The organism is Arthrobacter sp. D5-1 (assembly GCF_017357425.1).
Taxonomy (GTDB): Bacteria; Actinomycetota; Actinomycetes; order Actinomycetales; family Micrococcaceae; genus Arthrobacter.
Window position 1 is genome coordinate 1,968,008 of sequence record NZ_CP014571.1, and the last position, 22,476, is coordinate 1,990,483.

Genomic DNA, 22,476 nt, shown 5'->3' on the forward strand with positions numbered 1-22,476 from the left:
CAGCAAGGAATCAACGTGGCTCAGAACCCCGGCACATCGAAAAAAACGAAGACGCCGGCGGCAAGAAAGCGGCTCCGCGTTGGTCTTGGCATCATGCTGACCCTGCTGTTGGTTGTGGGTGGGAAGCTCTTCATGGTCCAGGGCCTGGACATGGGAGGAATGGCCGAGGCCGCGCTGGCAAAACGCCTCACACCGCAGGTCCTGCCGGCAGAACGCGGACAGATTGTGGACGCGAACGGAACCGTGCTGGCCAGCAGCGTCATCCGCTACAACCTGGTGGTCGATCAGGTCTTGAACACGAACACAGCCTCTTTCAAGCGCTATAACGAGAAGACCGACGAGATCGAGACTGTTTCCAGGGACCAGGGCATCTCGGAGCTCGCTACGCTCCTGGGGTCCGACGTGGAGAAGATCCGTGAGGCGCTGACCGGGGACAAGAAGTACTTCGTGGTTGCCAAGGACATCAAGCCTGAACTTGAAGACCGCATCTCCAAACTGAACATCCCCGGAGTCGTCCCTGAAGGCGTCAGCAAGCGCGTCTACCCCAACGGCAGTGTTGCCGGTGGCGTGGTGGGCTTCCTCCAGGACGGGACCACCGGACAAGCAGGCATCGAACAAACCCAGGACGAGATCCTTCGCGGTGTTGAAGGCAAGCGGGTCTTTGAGATCGGCGCTGACGGCCTGAGGATTCCGGTTGCCACCGATGAACTGACGCCGGCCGTGGATGGCAGCGACGTCAAGCTGACCATCAACACCGATATCCAGTACTTCGCGCAGCAGGCCATCCAAAGCCAGGTGGACAAGATGAACGCGGAGTGGGGGTCCATCATTGTGATGGACACCAAGACCGGCAACCTGGTGGCCCTGGCTGATACCAACGCTCCGGATCCCAATGACCCGGGGAAAGTGGACGCCAAGGATCGGGGCGTACGCTCCGTGACGGCCGCCTATGAACCTGGGTCCGTGCAAAAGATGATCACCGCGGCGGCTGTCATCGAGGAGGGCAAGTCCTTCCCCTTGGATCACTTCACAATTCCAACGGCATACACAATCGACGGACAGACGTTTACGGACGCCTTTGAGCACGGCACGGAGGAACGCACCCTGGCGGGCATCCTGGGGTGGTCCATGAACACCGGAACCGTCATGGCCGGCAGCAGGTTGACCAAGGAACAGCGCTACGACTGGCTGAAGAAATTCGGCATTGGGGAGCAAACGGACATCGGCTTGCCGGCTGAGGCCACCGGCATCCTGGCCAAGCCTGAGCAGTGGGACGAACGGCAGCAATACACGGTGCTGTTCGGCCAGGGCGTTTCCCAATCCACACTCCAGACAGTCCGGGCCTTCCAGAGCATCGCCAACGATGGTGTGATGCTGCAGCCCAGGCTCATAGACAGCTACGTCACCCCCGAGGGGGAGGAACAGAAGGTTGCGGCCAAGGATTCGCGCCAGGTGGTGTCCAAGGAGACCGCGCAGCAGGTCCGGGACATTCTGGAGAGCGCCGTGACCGAGGGGCAGATCAAGGACGCGGCCATCGACGGCTACCGGGTTGGTGCTAAGACGGGAACGTCCCAGGCGCCCCGTGAAGACGGTCTGCCCGGCTTCGACGGTTACACCGCCTCGATGGTGGGCATGGCGCCGATGGATGACCCCCGTTTTATCGTCGAAGTGGTCCTGCAGCGTCCCAAGGGAAACATCTACGGCGTCACCAACGGGCCGGTGTTTCGGTCGGTGATGGCGCAGGTCCTGCGGACCTACAACGTGGCGCCGTCCACAGGAACTCCCGCGCGCCTGCCCCAGTTCGTCAAGTAAGCTTCTTGGGCGTCTGTTTCGGCCAAAATTCGATCCACCACTAACGGCCCGGGCGCCGCTGGCCCCAAGCCGGTCGTTCCACGAGCACCAACGGAGAACTACGTGTCAGAGCACAATGAGGCAGCCATCAACGTCACGACGCCGGATGCAGGCCGGTCCGGCTTCCGCCCCGGGTCCGTGGCAGCGGTGCCTTTGGCCACCATCGCGGAGGTCCTTGGCGTTGCCGCCCCTGAGGGAATCCATGACGGAGGAGTAACGGGTATCACGCTCAACTCCAGGGCCGTGGAACCCGGCGATCTCTATATGGCTTTGCCGGGAGCCTCGCGCCACGGTGCCGACTTCGTTCCCCAGGCAGTCGAAGCCGGTGCAGTCGCGGTGGTGACGGACGACGCCGGGGCACGCCAGCTTGCGCTGGCCGGCGAACAGCCCGTACCTGTCCTGATCATTGACGAGCCGCGTACGGCTGTGGGTCCTTTGGCCGCACTGATCTACCGAAGCCAGCCCTCCGAAGGTGGTTATCCAACGCTCTACGGTGTCACCGGCACCAACGGCAAGACGACCACCACCTACTTCATCAACTCGCTGCTGAGGGCCCTTGGCAAGAAGCCGGGGCTCATTGGCACCATCGAGATCGTGGCGGGCGGTGAACCCATCCCCAGCCTGCTGACCACACCTGAGTCCACGGACGTCCATGCCCTCTTGGCGTTGATGCGGGAACGCGGCTTGGAGGCTGCGTCCATGGAAGTGTCATCCCATGCGATCTCCTTCCGGCGTGTGGATGGTGTGATGTTCGACGTCGCGGGCTTTACCAACCTCACACAGGACCACCTGGACCTGCACGGGAGCATGGAAGAGTATTTCCGCACCAAGGCAGACCTTTTCACTGCAGGCAGGGCCCGGAGCGCCGTTGTGACTGTGGACGACGAGTGGGGACGGAAGCTCGTGGAGCTGGCGGATATCCCTGTCACGACCCTCTCTACCAAGGACTCCACCTCCGATGCTGATTGGCAGGTAACAGCAGTCGCCGCCCGCGGGCTGGGCTCGGAATTCGAACTACGTCATGTCGATGGACGTGTCCTGCGCGTCCATACGGGGCTGCCCGGGGACTTCAACGTGGCCAATGCAGCCCTGGCCGCCATCATGGTCCTGGCGTCCGGTGTCGATGTACAGACCCTGCAGGCTGCGCTGGATGCCCATGACCCTTTTTCCGTTGGTGTTCCCGGACGAATGCAATTGGTGTCAACTGAACCGGCGGCCGTTGTTGATTTTGCCCACAATCCCGACGCCCTCGCGCGTGCCCTTGAGGCCGTGCGTTCCCCCCAGGAGGGTTCCCGCGTCATTGTGGTCTTCGGTGCCACCGGCCAGCGTGATCAAGGCAAGCGGCCCACCATGGGCGCCATTGCCGCGCGCCTGGCTGACGTGGTGATTGTCAGCGATGACGATCCCCATGACGAAGATGCCGCCTCAATCCGCGCCGAGGTCCTGCAAGGCGCCCACGCGGCACGCGATACAGAGGGACTGTCCAGCGAGATCATCGAGTCCTTCCCCAGGGACGCGGCGATCCGGCTGGCCGTGGAGATGGCCACTGTCAACGACACCATCCTGATCGCCGGACGTGGCCACGAAGTGTGGCAAGAGGTCAAAGGCGTCAACCTGGCTCTGGACGACAGGGTGGAATTGCGTGCCGCCTTGACATCCAAGGGATTCAGCGTTTCAACGGACCAGCGGATAGAGTCCTAAACCGAGATGATTGCACTTACTGCGGCGGAGATCGCCGACATCACCCATGGCCGATTGACCGGAGCTACGGACGTCGTGCCCACCTCCGTCGTCACTGATTCACGGGAGGCGGTTCCCGGTTCCCTGTATGTGGCCAAACCGGGCGAGCACGCCGACGGACACGACTACGTTGATGCTGCGTTCGAGCGCGGCGCCGTCCTGGTCCTGGCGGAACGTGAAGTGACCGATGCCGCTGGAAGCCCTTTCCCCGCCGTCGTGGTTGATGACGCGGTCCTGGCCATGGGCGCGTTGGCAGCGGAATGCGTCCGACGCATCCGGGCTGAACGTGCGCAGCGCGGCGAAGACTTCACTGTCATCGGAATCACGGGCTCGGCAGGCAAAACCACCACCAAGGACCTCCTCGCCGGAGTGCTTTCGGGGGCCGGCAGGACGGTGGCCCCGCAGGGTTCATACAACGGTGAGGTGGGCGTGCCGCTGACGGTCTTCGCCGCAGACGCCGATACCCGTTACTTGGTCATCGAAATGGGCGCCACAGGCCTGGGCCACATCAAGTACCTTGCCGACATGGTCAAACCGGACATCGGTGTTGTGTTGGTGGTTGGCACGGCCCACGCCGGTGAATTTGGCGGCGTCGAGAATATCGCAAAAACCAAGGGTGAGCTCGTCGAAGCCCTCGGGGAGCACGGCACAGCGGTGATCAACCTCGACGATGGCCGTGTTGCCGCCATGCGCAGCCGGACGAAGGCCAAGGTCCTGGGCTTCACGTCGTCACCGGCTACCACCGAGGAAGTCGAAGCCCGCAACGTGGTGGTCAACGGACACGGTTTCCCCGAGTTTGATCTTGTACTGCCCGACGGCGGGCCTGCCGTCGAGGTGCGAAGCCGCCTGATCGGCGGTCACCACGTGACCAATCTTTTGGCCGCTGCGGCAGCCGCCTTTGCCGCAGGCATCCCGGCAGCCGCTATTGCTGCCTCCCTGAGCTCACAGTCTGCGGCCAGCCGCTGGCGTATGGAGCGGACGGAACGCGCGGACGGCGTGACCATCATCAATGATGCCTACAACGCCAATCCCGAATCGATGCGGGCAGCGCTGCGGACCCTGGCAGACCTTGGGCAAGGCAGGAGGACCTGGGCGGTCCTTGGGGCCATGCTCGAGCTGGGGGAGGACTCCATCCGCGAGCACACCGCCGTCGGCACGCAGGTAGTGCGCTTGAACATTTCACGGCTGGTGGTGGTGGGACGCGAAGCACGTGCCCTCTACGTCTCAGCCATCCAGGAAGGATCCTGGGGTGACGAATGTTCGTTCACCGAGACAGTGGAAGAAGCCTACGAGCTCCTTCAGAATGAGCTCGAACCCGGTGACCTGGTGCTGTTCAAATCCTCCAACGGCGTGGGGCTGCGGCATTTGGGTGATCGGATAGCATTACCTCCACGGGCCGAGCCCACCGGAGACAACGCGGCTGAAGCGGCCGCAAGCGAAGGGAACGAGCTGCTGTGATTGCACTTTTGATCGGCGCCGGCGTCGCCCTTCTGGTGGCCCTTATTGGGACACCCCTGTTCATCAAGTTCCTGGTGGCCAAGAGCTACGGGCAATTCATCCGGGACGACGGTCCGACGTCGCACCACACCAAGCGCGGAACGCCCACCATGGGTGGAACCGTGGTGGTGGCGGCCGTCCTCATCAGCTACTTCGTGACCCACCTGATCATGTGGATGATGAACCCGCGCTCCCCGGGACCATCCGCGTCCGGGCTCCTGCTGCTGTTCCTCATGGTGGGCATGGGCTTTGTAGGGTTCCTGGATGACTACATCAAGATTTCCAACAAGCGGAGCCTGGGCCTTAACGCCCGCGCCAAGCTGATCCTCCAGGCTGCGGTGGGAATCATCTTCGCCGTCCTGGTCCTGCAGTTCCCCAATGAGGACGGATTGCGCCCGGCATCGACCCAGATCTCTCTGGTGCGGGACATCCCTTGGCTGGACCTCGCTTTTGGAGGAACCGTGCTCGGTGCGATCCTCTTCATCGTGTGGTCCAACCTGATCATTACCGCGGCCACGAACGGCGTGAACCTGACCGACGGGCTGGACGGTCTGGCGGCGGGGGCGTCCATCATGGTCTTCGGGGCGTACACCATCATGGGAATCTGGCAGAACAACCAAGCCTGTGGATCGCCGCGTGAAGCAGGCAGTGGCTGCTACCAGGTCCGGGACCCCATGGACCTCGCCCTGCTGGCAGCCATCCTCAGCGCAGCCCTGGTGGGATTCCTGTGGTGGAATACGTCGCCGGCCAAGATCTTCATGGGTGACACTGGGTCCCTGGCGATCGGCGGCGCCGTTGCAGCCTTCGCCATCCTGTCCCGCACTGAACTGCTGCTGGCCTTCATCGGTGGGCTCTTTGTCCTGATCACCCTCTCGGTGATCATCCAGGTGGGCTTCTTCAAGCTCAGCGGCGGCAAACGTGTCTTCAAGATGGCACCGCTCCAGCACCATTTTGAACTCAAGGGCTGGGCGGAAGTTACCGTAGTGGTCCGTTTCTGGATCCTCGCCGGTCTCTTCGTGGCCGCCGGCCTCGGAATTTTCTACGCTGAATGGGTGGTACTGCTGTGAATGGAAGCCCGGAGACAACTCCGTCCGCCACGGACAGGCTCAACGGACTGACCAGCTGGGACGCTGACTGGAGCGGCCTGCGGGTGGTGGTTACGGGAATCGGCGTGTCCGGCTTCTCGGCAGCTGACACCCTCATTGAGCTCGGAGCAAAAGTAGTGGTGGTTGACGCTGCCACCACCCCCAAAGCCAAAGCCCAGGCAGACACCCTGAAAATTGTCGGCGCGGTCGACGTTCTCCTGGGGGAAGACGCCGTCAGCGCCCTGCCGTTGATCGATGGCTCTTTACCTGAACTGGTTGTTACCTCGCCGGGATGGCGGCCTGACCAAGCGCTGTTGGCTGCCGCCAAGCGCAAGCACATCCCCGTCTGGGGAGATGTTGAACTTGCATGGCGCCTCCGCGTCCGCGAGGGACGCAAGACGGCGGATTGGCTCACCATTACCGGCACCAACGGCAAGACCACCACCGTGGGCATGACCGAGTCCATGCTCCAGGCGGCGGGTCTCAAGGCCATCGCCGTAGGCAACGTGGGAACGCCCATCCTCGATGCGCTCCGGGATCCGGTGGACTACGACGCCTTTGCTGTTGAGCTTTCCAGCTTCCAACTCCATTGGAGCCACTCCCTGTCACCGGTAGCCAGCGTGTGCCTCAATGTTGCTGAAGACCACGTGGACTGGCACGGATCGTATGCCTCCTACCTTGCGGACAAGGCCAAGGTGTATGAAAACACCCAGAAGGCTGCCGTCTACAACGCCGAGCAAATCGAAACCGAGCGCATGGTGGAAAACGCCGATGTGGTGGAGGGGTGCCGCGCCATTGGCTTCACCACCAACACGCCTGCCATCAGCATGCTGGGTGTAGTGGACGGACTGCTGGTTGACCGCGCCTTCATTGCCGAACGCAAGGACTCGGCAGCGGAGTTGGCCGCGATGTCTGACCTCGGACCCGTGGCGCCGCGGCACATGGTAGCCAATGCCCTGGCTGCTGCAGCGTTGGTGCGTGCCTACGGGATTGAGCCGGCAGCGGTAAAGCAGGGCTTGGTCAACTACCTGCCCGGCGCCCACCGAATCCAGGTGGTGGCCAAGCTGAACGAGGTTCTATGGATCAACGACTCCAAAGCCACCAACCCCCATGCAGCGTCCGCCGCGTTGTCTTCCTTCCAGCAGGTTGTGTGGATCGCGGGAGGACTGTCCAAGGGCGTCAACTATGACGACCTTGTCAAAGAACATGCGTCCCGGCTGAAAGCTGTTGTGCTGATCGGTACCGATACGGAGGCGCTGGAAGGCTCCCTCCAACGACACGCACCGGATGTCCCCGTGATAGCGCAGGCGAAGGGCGACACTGAAAAGGTGCAGACCGTAGCCGGCAACGGCGCTTCGCCCATCTACGGCGAGGCCATCATGGCCCAGGCCGTGGCGTCGGCGGCCCAACTGGCCATGCCTGGGGACACCGTCCTGATGGCACCCGCGGCTGCATCCATGGATCAGTTCTCTTCCTACGCTCACCGCGGCGATGCATTCGTCCAGGCAGTTCGCGAGCTTGTGGAAGGGCAGGCACCGACCACCGAGGAGTAACAATGGTCAGCACGCCCACCCGCACCCGCGGCAAGGACCCACGGGACGGGAAACCCAAGGCTCCGGCCACGCCGGGAAAGAAGCCTTCCGGGCTCCGCGGACACCTGCGCAACTTTTGGGAAAGCCTTGAAGGCAAGGACAGGACGCCCAACAGTTCCACGTACTACCTCATCCTGGGCTGTGCCCTGGCGCTCACCGCCATCGGAATCATGATGGTGTTGTCCGCTTCAAGTGTCGAGGCGATCTCCGAGGGCAAATCGCCCTATGCGGATGCCCTGAAGCAGGCAATGTTCGGGGTCCTCGGTGCGGCCGCCATGTACGTCATCTCGCGCACGAACGTGAACTGGATGAAGAGGTTGTCCTGGTGGGCCCTCGGCGGCGTTTTGGCGCTCCTCGTCCTGGTCCAGGTCATGGGCAACACAGTCAACGGCAACAAGAACTGGATCGACCTTGGCGGAGTGACCCTCCAGCCTTCGGAGATGGCCAAACTGGTCCTGTGCGTCTGGATTGCAGCTGTGCTGGCCCGCAAGCAAAAGCTCCTCCATCGCTGGTGGCACGTGATCATCCCGGTTGTTCCCGGAGCAGGCCTGGTGATTGCCTTGGTGATGGTCGGTAACGACCTCGGTACCGTGATTGTCATCGCGGCCATCACAGCCGCAGGACTCTACTTCGCTGGAGTGCCGGGGAAGATGCTGGCCATCGCTGGAGCCGTAGGTGCAGTCGGCGCCGTCCTGGGAACCATCAGCAGTGCGAACCGCATCTGCCGCATCACCTCATGGCTGGGCACGGCGTCAGCCTCCTGTACGGAAAACTTCGACTTCGACTTCCAGTCCACCAACGGAATGTACGGCCTGGCGCAGGGTAGCTGGACCGGGCTGGGTCTCGGCCAAAGCCGGCAGAAGTACAACTGGCTTCCCGAAGCCCACAATGACTTCATCTTCGCCATCATTGGTGAAGAGCTTGGACTTGTGGGAACTCTGGTGGTGTTGGTGCTGTTCGCGATCCTCGGCATCGCCATTTTCCGGGTGGTGGTCAGGCAAACAGATCCCTTCCAGCGAACGCTGGCAGGTGGGATCATGGTTTGGCTCCTTGGCCAGGCCAGCATGAACATGGCAGTCGTGACGCAGCTCCTCCCGGTGGTCGGCGTGCCGCTCCCATTCATCTCCTACGGCGGCTCGGCCCTGGTGATGTCCCTCTGTGGCGTGGGCGTAGTGTTGTCCTTGGCCCGAGGCCAATTGCCGCCGCAGCAGCGCCCCCGGTTCCTGCCGCGCCGTTCTCCGAAATCCGCACGAAAGCGTACATAGCCCTTCATGACTCCTGACTCCCGCAACGCGTCCAAGCCTTTGTCCGTCGTCCTTGCAGGCGGCGGTACTGCCGGGCATGTGAGCCCGCTGCTGGCCATCGCCGATGCCATCAAGGACAAGCGTCCGGATGCTTCCATCCTGGCTGTGGGCACGCCGTCGGGCATGGAAACGCGGCTCATCCCGGCGGCCGGCTACGAACTCGCCACCATTGACCGGGTTCCGTTTCCGCGCCGGCCCTCTGTTGACCTGATCAAGCTTCCGGCCCGGTTGCTGGCCGCGGTCTCCCAGGCCGGCCGGATCCTGAAGGATGCCGACGCCGACGTCCTGGTGGGTGTGGGCGGTTACGTATGCACTCCGATGTACCTGGCCGCCCGTAAACTCGGCATCCCCGTGGTGATCCACGAGGCCAACATGAAAGCCGGTCTGGCCAACCGGGTGGGTGCCCGGTTCAGCAAACACGTCGCCGTGGCCTTCTCCGGCACCCGGTTGCGGGGCGCCCGTCATGTTGGCATGCCCATGCGGCGTGCCATTTCCGGACTGCACCGGGCAACGGCTGCGCCTGCCGCCAAAGAAGCCTTGGGCTTTGACCCGGACCGTCCCGCGTTGATCGTCACCGGCGGTTCCTCGGGTGCCATGAGCATCAACCGTTCCATCGCTGCGGCCTTGCCGGCGTTGGCGGCCAGCGGCATCCAGACCCTGCACATTACCGGCAACGGGAAAGCTGTCCTCAACGAACATGGCGGTCTGCTGGCCGCTGAGGGATACCGCCAGGTTGAGTATGTGGACGGGATGGAGAACGTCTACGCTGCCGCCGATGTCCTTCTGGCCCGCGCCGGCGCGGGAACGGTCAGCGAAGTGGCCGCGGTGGGAGTTCCGGCCGTCTTTGTGCCGCTGCCCATCGGAAACGGGGAACAGGCCCTGAATGCTGCCCCGTTGGTGGATGCAGGCGGGGCGCTCCTGGTTGACGACAAAGACCTCAGCCCGGAATGGCTCGAGAGAGAACTCATTCCGCTGCTCTCGGACCACAGCCGGCTCGTCGACATGGCGCGCAAATCCGAAGCCCTTGGTATTAGAAACGCCGATCAGCGCATGGCTGATCTTGTCCTGGAAGCGGTATCCGCATGACCACCAGCATCGCCCCCCTCAAGTCCTTGGGCCGCGTCCACTTCATTGGCATCGGCGGCGTGGGAATGTCCGCCGTCGCACGCATCATGGTGGCCCGCGGGGTCCCCGTCAGTGGTACCGATGCCAAAGACCTTCCGGTCATGCATGACCTCTCCTCGGCAGGGGCCCGCATCGCGGTGGGATACCACCAAGGCAACCTGGCAGACGCCCAGACGATCGTGGCCGGCTCGGCCATCCGCGCCGACAATCCGGAACTTGCCGCGGCGCGGGCCGCCGGGTTGCCGGTATTGCACCGTTCCGAAGCCTTGGCAGCCACCATGGCCGGCCACCGCGTGGTGACAGTGGCGGGTACGCACGGCAAGTCCACCACTACCTCCATGATCGCCGTCCTGCTGAAGGAGGCCGGCGTTGACCCTACCTTTGCCATTGGGGCCAACGTCCCGGCGTTGGGAGTGAACGCAGCCCATGGGAATTCGGACATCTTTGTTGCCGAGGCGGACGAGTCCGATGGATCCTTCCTCAACTACCGGCCGCTGATCGCCGTGGTGACCAACGTCGAGGCAGACCACCTGGACCACTATGGAACACCGGAAGCGGTCTTCGCCTCCTTTGACAACTTCGCGGCGCTCCTTCCGGCTGACGGCGTTCTCCTGGCCTGCGCCGACGACGCCGGCGCCCGTGCCCTGGCCGAGCGCACGGCATCCCAAGGGATCACGCGGGTACTGACGTACGGGACCTCGGACGACGCCGACATCCGGCTTTTCGACGGCGGCCCGGGCGACGTTTCGGTGGCCTTCGGGGACAAGGTCCACAGGGTCGAACTGCAGGTACCTGGCCGTCACAACGCCCTGAACGCGGCAGCCGCGTTCGCGGTCGCCGTCGAACTTGGTGTGGAACCGGAAGCTGCCGCCGCAGCGCTGGGCCATTTCACCGGGGCTTCACGGAGGTTTGAGTTCAAAGGCCAGGGGAGGGGAGTGCGGGTCTATGACGATTACGCCCACCACCCCACGGAGGTTCGCGCTGCCTTGTCGGCGGCCCGTTCGGTAGCAGGCGGCAACAAAGTCCACGTCCTGTTCCAGCCGCACCTGTTTTCCCGTACGCGTGAATTTGCCAAGGAATTCGCCGCAGCGTTGGACACAGCGGATACGGCCTTGATCCTGGATATCTACCCTGCCCGGGAGGATCCAATTCCTGGTGTCACCAGTGACTTGATCGTCGATCAGCTGGCCACGGGACGGCTGGTGGCGGCCGGCGAAGCTGTGGAGGCCCTGGCAGCCGTCGCCCACGAGGGCGACGTGGTCCTGACCGTGGGCGCGGGTGATGTCACCGCCTATGGGCCAGTGATCGTGGAGGCGTTGGGTGGCTAGCACCCGCAAGCCGACGTACAGGCCGGGAACGGAACCCCGGCCGGGATCCTCACGGCCGGGCAGCGGATCCGACCACGTCATCAGCGCACAACGCTCCCTTGAGCCGGAGGGTAATTCCGTCACGGCCGCCGGCACATCCGCCACCGGCACATCGGCCGCCTCCACCGCGTCCTCGGACAACGTCATTGTCTTTCCGGAGCCGAAACGGCGGCGCCAGCGGAGGCTGGTGATGTGGACGCTCTCCATAGTGGCGGCTGTAGTGGCGGCCCTGATCGCCGGAGCGGTCTTCTCCCCGGCGCTGGCAGTCAGGACCATCACGGTGGACGGCACCACGCTGCTGACTCCGGAGGCGGTGCAGAAAGCTCTTTCGGGCCTCGAAGGCAAACCACTGCCCCAGGTGGGTGAACAGGAGATCAACGAGCTCCTCAAGCCACTGGTGCAGGTTCGCTCGGCCACGATCGAGGCGCGCCCGCCGTCAGAGTTGCTGGTTCACGTCAACGAGCGCGTTCCGGTGGCCTTGCTGAAGCAGGGGGACGCCTACGTGATGGTTGATGTGGACGGAGTACAGCTCGGGGCTACCAAGGACCAGTCAGCGGTGGCGCTGCCCTTGATCGATGCCGGGGCCGGAGCCACCAATACGGAGCTGTTCAAGGCCATTGCGGCCGTCCTGGACACCCTGCCCGCCGATGTCCGAGCCAAAATGTCCACGGCTTCGGCCGCTTCCCCGGACGCCGTGGAGCTGAAATTGGTGGACGGAAAGACGGTAGTGTGGGGCAATGCCGAGGACAGGGAACTGAAGGCGAAGGCACTCGAAGCACTGCTGAAGATGCCTGCGGACCCGAAGGTTCAAGTGAGTGTCTACGACGTCAGCGTTCCGCGGCATCCATTCACAAAATAAGCAGTTTCGAGGACGTAACCTACGGCCGGCGGTGGCCTTATTTCGCGGCAATCACACGACACGCGCAAGCGGAGATTGCATGTGCGAAGCATAGGAAATACCGTCGCAGTAGAGTTACTTGACATAACTATAACCTTCAACTAGAGGGTTAAGGTCCAAGGATTCACGTTGGACTCGATCAGTTTCGCTATAGGACACAAGCAAGGGGCACGAAACGTGGCAGCACCGCAGAATTACTTGGCCGTCATCAAGGTCGTCGGCATCGGCGGCGGTGGCGTGAACGCAGTCAACCGCATGATCGAGGTGGGCCTTCGGGGCGTCGAGTTCATCGCGATCAACACTGATGCGCAGGCGCTGCTCATGAGCGACGCCGACGTCAAGCTTGACGTTGGACGTGAACTCACGCGTGGCCTTGGCGCCGGCGCGAACCCCGAGGTGGGCAAGCAGGCCGCAGAGGACCACGCCGACGAGATCGAAGAAGTTCTCCGCGGTGCTGACATGGTCTTTGTGACCGCCGGTGAAGGCGGTGGCACCGGAACCGGTGGCGCCCCCGTAGTGGCACGCATCGCCCGCTCGCTGGGCGCGCTGACCATCGGTGTGGTGACGCGCCCGTTCACCTTCGAAGGCCGCCGTCGTGCCGGTTCGGCCGAGGCCGGCATCGACGCCCTGCGCGACGAAGTCGACACCCTGATTGTCATCCCCAACGACCGCCTCCTGTCCATCAGCGATCGCAACGTCTCCGTCCTGGACGCCTTCCGTTCCGCGGACCAGGTGCTCCTCTCCGGTGTCCAGGGCATCACGGACCTCATCACCACCCCCGGCCTGATCAACCTTGACTTCGCCGACGTCAAGTCCGTCATGCAGGGCGCGGGCTCGGCCCTGATGGGTATTGGTTCCGCCCGCGGCGAGGACCGTGCGGTCAAGGCTGCCGAGCTGGCCATCGCTTCGCCGCTGCTGGAAGCTTCCATCGACGGCGCCCACGGCGTCCTGCTCTCCATCCAGGGTGGTTCGGACCTGGGTCTCTTTGAAATCAACGAGGCCGCCCGTTTGGTTCAGGAAGTGGCACACCCCGAAGCCAATATCATCTTCGGCGCAGTCATTGACGACGCTTTGGGCGATGAGGCACGCGTGACCGTCATCGCGGCAGGCTTCGATGATGTGAAAGCGACCTCGCCTTCCATGGACCAGTCGCGTCCTGCGCAGAACCCCGTCCCCTCGGATCGTCCCGCTGCCCCGAGCAGCGCACCGTCCAGCGCCGCTGCTCCGCAGCACGCAACGGCCGGAATCGGTGCCGCAGGCCTGAGCAACTGGGGCCAGCAGCGTCCGTCGGCACTCCCTGCCGACTCAGGCTTCGACGTCGACCTCCCGGCGGTAGTGGAGCCCGATCTTTCGGGCAGCCGTTCCGACGACCTCGACGTCCCCGACTTCCTGAAGTAAGCCGCGTTCGGAGAGTCCATTCCTGGTGTTCTGGTGGCGCAATGAAGTTCGGCCCGGCGTCTCTGTAGCCTTCACGGATACAGGCGCCGGGAACCTGGCTCTCCACGTGGGAGACAACCCCGCCGAGGTCCTGGCGCGCCGCGTTCGAGTTGAACAGGCCGCCGGACTGGAAGCCGGCACATTCCAGTACATGGATCAGGTCCATGGCAACACCGTGGCGTTCATTGACGCCCACGGGCCAGGGCCAACGGCCGACGCCATGGTTTCAGCCGCCACTTCTTCACGACGTGCGGTGCAGCCGCTGGCGGTCATGGTGGCCGACTGCGTACCCGTGGTCTTCGTGGGGAGCGGTACCGGCGCCGATCCTGTGATTGCAGTAGCCCATGCCGGGCGCCCCGGTGTGGCTTCGGCGGTTGTGCCCGCAACCGTCGAGGAAATGCGCAGGCGCGGTGCAGTGGACATCCATGCATGGCTGGGCCCTTCCATCTGCGGATCCTGCTACGAGGTGCCGCCCGGGTTACGGGACGAGGTCGCGGCCCGGGTTCCTGCCACGTGGGCCACCACGTCCTGGGGTACGCCCGCCCTGGATCTTCCCGCCGGCGTCAGGGCCCAACTGGAAGCCATGGATGTCACCTTGGAGTACTCGGGGGAGTGCACTCGGGAGCACAATTCACTTTTCTCATACCGCCGGGACTCCCGGACGGGTCGATTTGCAGGTTTGGTGTGGACGCATGATTAGCCTTGGTCGCGACGACGAAAAACGCGATGGCCTGACGGGTGATGCCCGGACTGCCGAACTCTCCCACAGGCTTGACACGGTGAGGCGCCGGATCGAAACAGCTGTCGCTGCTGCCGGACGGACTGACACGCCACGGCTGATCGTGGTGACCAAATTCCATCCCGCGGACGATGTACGCCGGCTTGCGGCACTGGGCGTGACCGATGTCGGAGAGAACCGTGATCAGGAAGCTGCCGCCAAAAGCGCCGGTCTTCCCGACGTGGATGTCCGGTGGCATTTCATTGGGCAACTCCAAAGCAACAAGGCCAAGTCAGTCGTCAAGTATGCTTCGTCGGTTCAGTCGATCGACAGGCTTCAGGTGGTCGACGCCTTGGCTAAGGCCGTTGCGCGGGAACAGGATGCTACTGGGCGCGGCGACCTCGACTGTTTCATCCAAGTGGGTTTGGATGACGACGCCGGTGCCCACCGTGGTGGCGCCAGCCCTTCCGACGTCGGCGTGTTGGCAGACAGGATCGAATCGGCTTCCGGCTTGCAGTTGTCCGGGCTCATGGCCGTAGCGCCGTTGGGAGCGGATCCGGAGGCGGCGTTCGAGAAGCTCTCCGGCATTTCCGAGACCCTCCGGGCCACTCATCCAGCTGCCACGCGGATATCGGCAGGGATGAGCCAGGACCTCGAAGCGGCAGTGAACTTCGGAGCGACACACCTGAGAATAGGCTCCGATATTCTCGGTTCCCGTCCGGCCGTGGGGTAGCGTCAAAGTATTGGAATGACGGGCCGGGGTTCCAATATGTCACGTCATGGCGGCCCGCCTACTGCAGAAACGATAGGAGTGCACCATGGCTGGCGCTCTGCGCAAGACAATGATCTATCTTGGGCTCGCCGACGGCGATGAACACTACGAATCTGAGCAGGCTGTCGCCTCGCACCACGACGAAGAACGCCCCCAGTCACAGGAACGGGAAGAGCGCAGGGCGCCTGCTCCCGTCCGGGAAGTTGTCCGTGAAATGCCCACTGTAGATGCTGAAGAGGAATACCGCGCACCCGTGACACCCATCAAGCGTGCGGCCTCCAGCCGCGAAGACGCCTCTGGCCTGAGGCAGATCACCACCGTTCACCCCCGTTCCTACAACGACGCCAAGATCATCGGTGAGAGCTTCAGGGATGGCATTCCCGTCATTATGAACGTCACCGACATGGGTGAAGCCGACGCCAAGCGCCTCGTGGACTTCTCCGCCGGCCTGGTGTTCGGCCTCCACGGCAGCATCGAGAGGGTGACCAACAAAGTCTTCCTGTTGTCGCCGTCGTATGTCGAAGTCATCGGTGATGACAAAAAGGCCAGCGAAACCCAAGCCAGCTTCTTCAACCAGAGCTGACATCGATCTTTTGCGGATGCCAGGCGGGTCAACCTGCCTGGCATCTGTGTTGCAATAGTAGGGACCGATCCGCATTCCGGAACAAGTGGGAGATCTGAGCTAACTCGTGGGCATTGTTTTCGGCCTTATCTATATTGTGTTGTTGCTGTTCTTCATTGCCCTGATCATCCGGCTCATCTTCGAATGGGTCCAGATGTTTGCCCGCCAGTGGCGGCCACGGGGTGTGGCGTTGGTTACAGCGCACGTGGTCTACTCCGTGACGGATCCTCCGCTGGGGAGGCTCCGGAGGCTGATACCGCCACTCCAGTTGGGCGGAATCTCCCTGGATTTGGGCTTCCTGATCCTGATTATCGCCGTCAGCATTGCGATGGCGGTAACCAACAGCCTGGCGTAGCTGCTCCGCGGAACCCGGACCACCGATGGTTCAAAGGCCGCAAATTCGCCAATTCAACACGATGGTGTTGAATTGGAGGAACCAGATGATATTTAGGTACCGTAGTTTTGAACGGCCGGAAGGCCTACTGACTAACTAGACCAACGAGGTGACCAGATGGCTTTGACGCCAGAAGACGTTGTCAACAAGCGCTTTCAGCCGACCAAGTTCCGCGAAGGCTACGACCAGGACGAGGTAGATGACTTCCTCGACGAGATCGTGGTGGAACTTCGCCGCTTGAACCAGGAAAATGACGAACTTCGCAAGAAGCTCGGCGAAGCCGGTTCGGCAGTGCCTGCTGCAGCTGCTGCGGCTCCGGTGGTTGAGAAGGTTCCGGCCCCCGTCAAGGTCGACAAGGAAGCTGAAGCCAAGGCGGAAGCCGAAGCCAAGGCTGCTGAAGCTGCCAAGAAGAAGGAAGCCGAGCAGGCTGCAGCCGCTGCTGCCGCCGCCAAGGCTCCCGCTGCGACCAACAGCGTCACGCCCTCCGCTGAATCTGCTGCGGGCCTGCTGGCCATGGCCCAGCAGATGCACGACAAGCACGTCTCCGACGGTGCCCAGCAGAAGGAAAAGATCATTGCCGAGGCTCAGATCGAGGCTTCCAGCCTCGTCAACGATGCCCAGGAGAAGTCCCGGAAGATCCTCGGTGCCCTGGAGCAGCAGCGCTCCGTCCTTGAGCGCAAGGTTGAGCAGCTCCGAGGCTTTGAGCGCGACTACCGTTCACGCCTGAAGGCCTACATTGAAGGCCAGTTGCGCGACCTGGACGCCCGTGGTTCCGTTGCTGCCCCCGAGGTCGGCGAAGCAACCGCAGACGTTTAGCAAGTATTCTGAAAGCCGGTGGCTGAGGACTCCTCGGCCACCGGCTTTTGCTGTTAAAAGCCCATGACAGTGCCCGCCACACTTCCCGAATGAAAGCACTATGACCGACTTCACCGATGACGCCCCACAGCCGGCGCCCGCCGCCCGCCGCAAGTGGCGCCCGGCCATGCTCTGGCTGTTTGCCGGCTTCGCCGTGTTTGCCTACACCTTTGATCAGCTCACCAAGCTTTGGGTGACCAGCACCATGACGGAGGGGGAGCGGATCCCCGTTCTTCCCCCGTTGCTGCACTGGTACTACATCCGGAATTCGGGTGCCGCGTTCTCCATCGGCGAGAACGTAACCTGGATCTTCACGATTGTCATGGCCGTCGTATCCGTGGCGATCCTCTTCCAGTTGCGGCGCCTGGGATCGGCCTGGTGGGCCCTGTCGCTGGGCCTGCTGCTCGGAGGAGCGTTGGGCAACCTCACTGACCGCTTGTTCCGGGAACCGTCGTTTGCGATGGGCCACGTCGTGGATTTCATCCAGCTGCCCAACTTTGCCATTTTCAACATCGCAGACTCAGCCGTGGTGTCCGGCGTCGTCATCATCTGCCTCCTGACGCTTCGCGGCATCGGCATGGATGGGACGCGTCAAACGTCTGCTCCCAAGCCGGCTGATGACGCACGGTCCGCCAATGATGCCAAGCCGGCAGGCGGTTCCACCGGGGAGCCCGCCGGTGAGTAGCGCTGTAGTGGTGCCCGACGAACTGGCAGGTGTTCGGGCTGACGCAGGCCTGGCCCAGTTGCTTGGCATCTCCCGTTCCGCGGCGGCGCTGCTGATCGCTGAAGGCAACGTCACTGTAGGCGGCGTGGCAATGGGCAAGTCGGCAAAACTTGCCGCCGGCTCAGTGCTGAAGGTCACCGTCCCGGATCGACGGGATCCCTTGGAAGTGGTGGAGGAAGTTGTGGAAGGCCTGAAGATCCTGCTTGACGACGACGAGTTCGTAGTCATCGACAAACCGGTGGGGGTCGCGGCCCATCCTTCACCCGGCTGGGTGGGACCCACAGTGGTGGGAGGTCTCGCCGGGGCCGGGTACAGGATTTCGACGTCCGGTGCGCCCGAGCGCGCAGGGATCGTCCACCGGCTGGACGTCGGTACGTCGGGTGTCATGGTAGTGGCCAAGACTGAACACGCTTACACCATGCTGAAGCGCGCTTTCAAGGAACGGACCGTGGAGAAGGTCTACCATGCTGTGGTCCAGGGACTGCCTGACCCCCTGGAGGGCACCATTGATGCTCCCATCGGCCGCCACCCCGGCCACGACTGGCGGTTCGCGGTGATCGAGGACGGCCGGCCATCAGTAACCCACTACGAGGTGTTGGAAGCCTTCGGCAAGGCAACCCTGGTGGAAGTGCACCTGGAGACCGGCAGGACACACCAGATCCGCGTGCACTTTTCGGCCTTGCGTCACCCGTGTGCCGGAGATCTCACCTACGGCGCGGATCCCCGTCTCGCGGCCACCCTGGGATTGACCCGCCAGTGGCTGCACGCGCGTCAGCTTGGATTCACCCACCCCGGCACGGGTGAGTGGGTGGAAGTCAGCAGCGAGTATCCGGCGGACCTCCAGTACGCCTTGGACCTGCTCGCCACCGGTTCAGCGTAGGGCACCGCCGGCCGGGGTCCCTGCCCCGCACGGGCCGGGACGGTAGACTATCGTGGTGACTTCCAGCAATGATTCGTTCGTCCACCTGCACACCCATACCGAGTACTCCATGCTGGATGGAGCGGCCCGTCTGGGTGAGCTGTTCGATGAAACCGAACGTCTCGGGATGCCCGCTCTGGCCACCACAGACCACGGCTACTTGTTCGGTGCGTTCGACTTCTGGCGCAAAGCCACGGACAAGGGCATCAAGCCCATCATCGGCGTCGAAGCCTATGTCACGCCCGGCACCGCCCGGGGCGACAAGGAACGAGTCCGCTGGGGCGACGAAAGCCAGCGCAAGGACGACGTTTCCGGTGGTGGCTCATACACCCACATGACGCTCTTGAGCTACAACAATGTGGGTATGAGGAACCTGTTCCGGGCTTCCTCCATTGCGTCCCTCGACTCGGTTTTTGGTAAGTGGCCCAGGCTGGACCGGGAACTGCTCAACACTTACTCCGAAGGTTTGATCGCCACCACGGGCTGCCCCTCCGGGGAAGTGCAGACCAAGCTGCGGCTCGGCCTTTACCGCGAGGCCGTTGAGGCTGCAGCGGAGTTCCGCGACATCTTCGGGGCAGAGAACTACTTCTGTGAACTGATGGACCACGGCCTGGACATTGAACGCCGTGTGACCGGCGACCTCCTGCGCCTGGCCAAGGAGCTCAACCTGCCGCTGGTGGCCACCAACGACCTCCACTACACGCACGAGCACGATGCCAAAGCCCACGAGGCTTTGCTGGCAATCCAGTCCGGTTCCACCCTTTTGGAACCAACGTACGACAACGGCGGCTCCCGCTTCGCTTTCTCGGGCAGCGGCTACTACCTGAAGTCTCCACAGGAAATGCGGGAACTGTTCCGCGACCACCCTGAGGCGTGCGACAACACGCTGCTGATTGCCGAGCGCTGCGAAGTTTCGTTCAACACGGGCGCCAACTACATGCCGCGTTTCCCTTGCCCGCCCGGGGAAGACGAGACCTCCTGGCTGGTCAAGGAAGTAGACGCCGGCCTCAAATACCGTTACCCCCAAGGCATCCCGGACAAGGTCCGCAAGCAAGCAGATTACGAGCTCGGCGTCATTACATCAATGGGCTTCCCGGGCTACTTCCTGGTGGTTGCCGACTTCATCAACTGGGCCAAGAACAACGGGATCCGGGTGGGTCCGGGACGTGGTTCCGGTGCAGGCTCCATGGTGGCTTACGCCATGCGCATCACCGACCTCGACCCCCTGCAGCACGGCCTGATCTTTGAACGCTTCCTGAACCCGGACCGTGTGTCCATGCCCGACTTCGACGTCGACTTCGATGACCGGCGCCGCTCCGAAGTGATCGACTACGTCACCAAGAAGTACGGTGACGAGCGCGTGGCGATGATCGTCACCTACGGAACCATCAAGACCAAGCAGGCGCTGAAGGACTCCTCCCGCGTTCTGGGCTACCCGTTCAGCATGGGCGAGACCTTGACCAAAGCGCTTCCGCCTGCCGTCATGGCCAAGGACATTCCCTTGGCGGACATCCAGAACCCGGAGTCCAAGCGCTACAGCGAAGCAGGCGATTTCCGCCAGCTCATCGCCACCGACCCCGAGGCCGCCAAGGTCTTCGAGACGGCCTTGGGCATTGAAGGCCTGAAGCGCCAGTGGGGTGTCCACGCCGCGGGTGTCATCATGTCCTCGGACCCCATCATCGATGTCATTCCCATCATGCGCCGTTTCCAGGACGGCCAGGTCATCACCCAGTTCGATTACCCGACGTCCGAAGGCCTCGGCCTGATCAAGATGGACTTCCTGGGTCTGAGAAACCTGACGATCATTTCGGACGCCCTGGAAAACATCAAGATGAACCGTGGCGTCGAGTTGGACCTGGAAAACCTGGAACTCGACGACGCTGCCTCCTATGAACTCCTTGCCCGCGGTGACACCCTGGGCGTGTTCCAGCTTGACGGGGGACCCATGCGGTCCTTGCTCAAGCTGATGAAGCCTGACAACTTTGAAGACATCTCCGCTGTCCTGGCGCTTTACCGCCCGGGTCCTATGGGCGCCAATGCCCACACTGATTACGCGCTGCGCAAGAACGGGATCCAAGAGGTCATTCCCATCCACCCGGAGCTGGAAGAACCCCTCAAGGAAATCCTCGGCGGCACCTTCGGCCTGATCGTGTATCAGGAGCAGGTTATGGCGGTGGCACAGAAGCTGGCCGGATACTCACTGGGCCAAGCTGACATTCTTCGCCGGGCCATGGGTAAGAAAAAGAAATCCGAACTGGACAAGCAGTTTGCCGGCTTCTCCCAAGGCATGCAGGACAACGGCTACTCCATGGCTGCCGTGAAGACCTTGTGGGACATTCTGCTTCCGTTCTCCGATTACGCGTTCAACAAAGCCCACTCGGCTGCTTACGGCGTGATCTCCTACTGGACGGCCTACTTGAAGGCGCACTACGCGCCGGAATACATGGCTGCACTGCTGACCTCGGTGGGCGATGACAAGGACAAGTCGGCCATCTACCTCAATGAATGCCGGCGCATGGGCATCACGGTCCTGCCGCCGGATGTCAACGAATCCTCGCTGAACTTCACCCCGGTGGGCACGGACATCCGTTTCGGTATGGGTGCCATCCGGAACGTCGGCGTCAACGTAGTGGACGCCATGGTTTCAACGCGCGCCACAGAGGGCAACTACACCTCGTTCAAGGATTTCCTCTTGAAGGTTCCGGCCGTGGTGTGCAACAAGCGAACCATCGAATCGCTGATCAAAGCCGGCGCTTTCGATTCGCTGGGGCACCACCGCCGGGCTTTGGCCATGATCCACGAAGAAGCCATCGATTCCGTGATCACCCTCAAGCGCAACGAGGCGATTGGCCAGTTCGACCTCTTCGCCGGCTTCGAGGACCAGGAGCCCGAAGCGTCGCTCACCACGGAAATCCCCGACCTTCCCGAGTGGGAGAAGAAGGACAAGCTGTCCTTCGAACGGGACATGCTGGGACTCTACGTTTCAGACCATCCCCTGCAAGGGCTGGAAGGCGTTCTTAGCCAGCACGCGGAACAGTCCATTACCTCGATCATCGGTGAAGACGGACCGCACGACGGCGCGATTGTCACCATCGCGGGCATGATCACCTCGTTGAGCCGCAGGATCGCCAAGGCCAGCGGCAACGCCTACGCCCGGGCAGAAATCGAAGACCTCGGCGCATCAATGGAGGTCATGTTCTTCGGGCAGGTCTACGGTCCCATCGCCTCCGTCCTGGCCGAGGACCTCATCGTGGTGGTCAAGGGCAGGCTGCAACGCCGGGACGACGGCGCAGTGACGCTGAACTGCATGGAGCTTTCGGTGCCGGACCTCAGCGAAAGCGTCAATGGTCCCGTGGTGATCACCATTCCCACGTTCAAGGCAACCGAAGCGGTCGTAACGGACCTGCGCGATGTCCTGCGCACTCACCGCGGGAACTCCGAAGTCCGGCTCAAGCTGATGGGTGATACCAAAGTGGAGGTCATGGGGTTGCCCGTGCATATGCGGGTCAACCCCAGCCCGTCGCTTTTCGGTGACTTGAAGGTCCTGCTGGGGCCGGCCTGCCTGGACAACTAGCG

At 62.8% G+C, this 22,476-nt stretch carries 18 protein-coding genes; all 18 read left to right on the forward strand.

All coding sequences use genetic code 11. The annotated features are described in order from the left end of the window. Positions 1-15: 15 nt before the first annotated feature. The 18 genes from AYX22_RS09010 (at position 16) to dnaE (ending at position 22,474) form a co-directional block, all read left to right on the forward strand. Entirely contained in the window at positions 16-1,812 is a 1,797-nt protein-coding gene (locus AYX22_RS09010) for a penicillin-binding protein 2 (RefSeq protein ID WP_207597114.1), read from the forward strand. Between the two features lie 102 nt (positions 1,813-1,914). Further along, entirely contained in the window at positions 1,915-3,552 is a 1,638-nt protein-coding gene (locus AYX22_RS09015) for a UDP-N-acetylmuramoyl-L-alanyl-D-glutamate--2,6-diaminopimelate ligase (protein WP_207597115.1), read from the forward strand. Positions 3,553-3,558: 6 nt separating this feature from the next. After that, the gene (gene murF, locus AYX22_RS09020) at positions 3,559-5,049 is read left to right on the forward strand and encodes a UDP-N-acetylmuramoyl-tripeptide--D-alanyl-D-alanine ligase (RefSeq protein WP_207597116.1); all 1,491 of its coding nucleotides are present in this window, start codon (positions 3,559-3,561) and stop codon (positions 5,047-5,049) included. Then, on the forward strand, positions 5,046-6,155 hold the full coding sequence (gene mraY / locus AYX22_RS09025; RefSeq protein ID WP_089594499.1) for a phospho-N-acetylmuramoyl-pentapeptide-transferase: 1,110 nt from the start codon (positions 5,046-5,048) through the stop codon (positions 6,153-6,155). The genes murF and mraY overlap by 4 nt, the downstream gene beginning before the upstream one ends. Next, a complete protein-coding gene (murD, locus tag AYX22_RS09030; RefSeq protein ID WP_207597117.1) occupies positions 6,137-7,726 on the forward strand; it encodes a UDP-N-acetylmuramoyl-L-alanine--D-glutamate ligase in 1,590 nt (529 codons plus the stop codon). Before mraY ends, murD begins: the two co-directional genes overlap by 19 nt. A gap of 2 nt (positions 7,727-7,728) precedes the next feature. Beyond that, complete coding sequence (ftsW, locus tag AYX22_RS09035; protein WP_207597118.1) at positions 7,729-9,030, forward strand: putative lipid II flippase FtsW; 1,302 nt, start codon at positions 7,729-7,731, stop codon at positions 9,028-9,030. Between the two features lie 6 nt (positions 9,031-9,036). Next, on the forward strand, positions 9,037-10,155 hold the full coding sequence (gene murG, locus AYX22_RS09040) for an undecaprenyldiphospho-muramoylpentapeptide beta-N-acetylglucosaminyltransferase (RefSeq protein WP_207597119.1): 1,119 nt from the start codon (positions 9,037-9,039) through the stop codon (positions 10,153-10,155). Next, positions 10,152-11,522 (forward strand): UDP-N-acetylmuramate--L-alanine ligase, encoded by a 1,371-nt coding sequence (gene murC / locus AYX22_RS09045; RefSeq protein WP_207597120.1) that lies wholly within the window; start codon positions 10,152-10,154, stop codon positions 11,520-11,522. Before murG ends, murC begins: the two co-directional genes overlap by 4 nt. Beyond that, complete coding sequence (locus tag AYX22_RS09050; protein WP_207597121.1) at positions 11,515-12,420, forward strand: FtsQ-type POTRA domain-containing protein; 906 nt, start codon at positions 11,515-11,517, stop codon at positions 12,418-12,420. Before murC ends, AYX22_RS09050 begins: the two co-directional genes overlap by 8 nt. 216 nt (positions 12,421-12,636) lie before the next feature. Next, the gene (gene ftsZ / locus AYX22_RS09055) at positions 12,637-13,857 is read left to right on the forward strand and encodes a cell division protein FtsZ (RefSeq protein ID WP_011774419.1); all 1,221 of its coding nucleotides are present in this window, start codon (positions 12,637-12,639) and stop codon (positions 13,855-13,857) included. 25 nt (positions 13,858-13,882) lie between these two features. Next, a complete protein-coding gene (locus AYX22_RS09060) occupies positions 13,883-14,596 on the forward strand; it encodes a polyphenol oxidase family protein (RefSeq protein ID WP_207597122.1) in 714 nt (237 codons plus the stop codon). After that, a complete protein-coding gene (locus AYX22_RS09065; RefSeq protein ID WP_207597123.1) occupies positions 14,589-15,347 on the forward strand; it encodes a YggS family pyridoxal phosphate-dependent enzyme in 759 nt (252 codons plus the stop codon). The genes AYX22_RS09060 and AYX22_RS09065 overlap by 8 nt, the downstream gene beginning before the upstream one ends. 85 nt (positions 15,348-15,432) lie before the next feature. Continuing rightward, positions 15,433-15,969: a cell division protein SepF gene (sepF, locus tag AYX22_RS09070; RefSeq protein ID WP_089594506.1), complete on the forward strand. Its 537-nt coding sequence runs from the start codon at positions 15,433-15,435 to the stop codon at positions 15,967-15,969. Positions 15,970-16,075: 106 nt separating this feature from the next. Then, a complete protein-coding gene (locus AYX22_RS09075) occupies positions 16,076-16,363 on the forward strand; it encodes a YggT family protein (protein WP_207597124.1) in 288 nt (95 codons plus the stop codon). A gap of 156 nt (positions 16,364-16,519) precedes the next feature. Beyond that, complete coding sequence (locus tag AYX22_RS09080) at positions 16,520-17,218, forward strand: DivIVA domain-containing protein (protein WP_207597125.1); 699 nt, start codon at positions 16,520-16,522, stop codon at positions 17,216-17,218. A gap of 100 nt (positions 17,219-17,318) precedes the next feature. After that, positions 17,319-17,942, forward strand: a complete 624-nt coding sequence (gene lspA / locus AYX22_RS09085; protein ID WP_207597126.1) for a signal peptidase II — start codon at positions 17,319-17,321, stop codon at positions 17,940-17,942. Beyond that, a complete protein-coding gene (locus tag AYX22_RS09090) occupies positions 17,935-18,861 on the forward strand; it encodes an RluA family pseudouridine synthase (protein ID WP_207597127.1) in 927 nt (308 codons plus the stop codon). The genes lspA and AYX22_RS09090 overlap by 8 nt, the downstream gene beginning before the upstream one ends. Before the next feature lie 55 nt (positions 18,862-18,916). Beyond that, positions 18,917-22,474, forward strand: a complete 3,558-nt coding sequence (gene dnaE / locus AYX22_RS09095) for a DNA polymerase III subunit alpha (RefSeq protein WP_207597128.1) — start codon at positions 18,917-18,919, stop codon at positions 22,472-22,474. Positions 22,475-22,476: the final 2 nt, after the last annotated feature.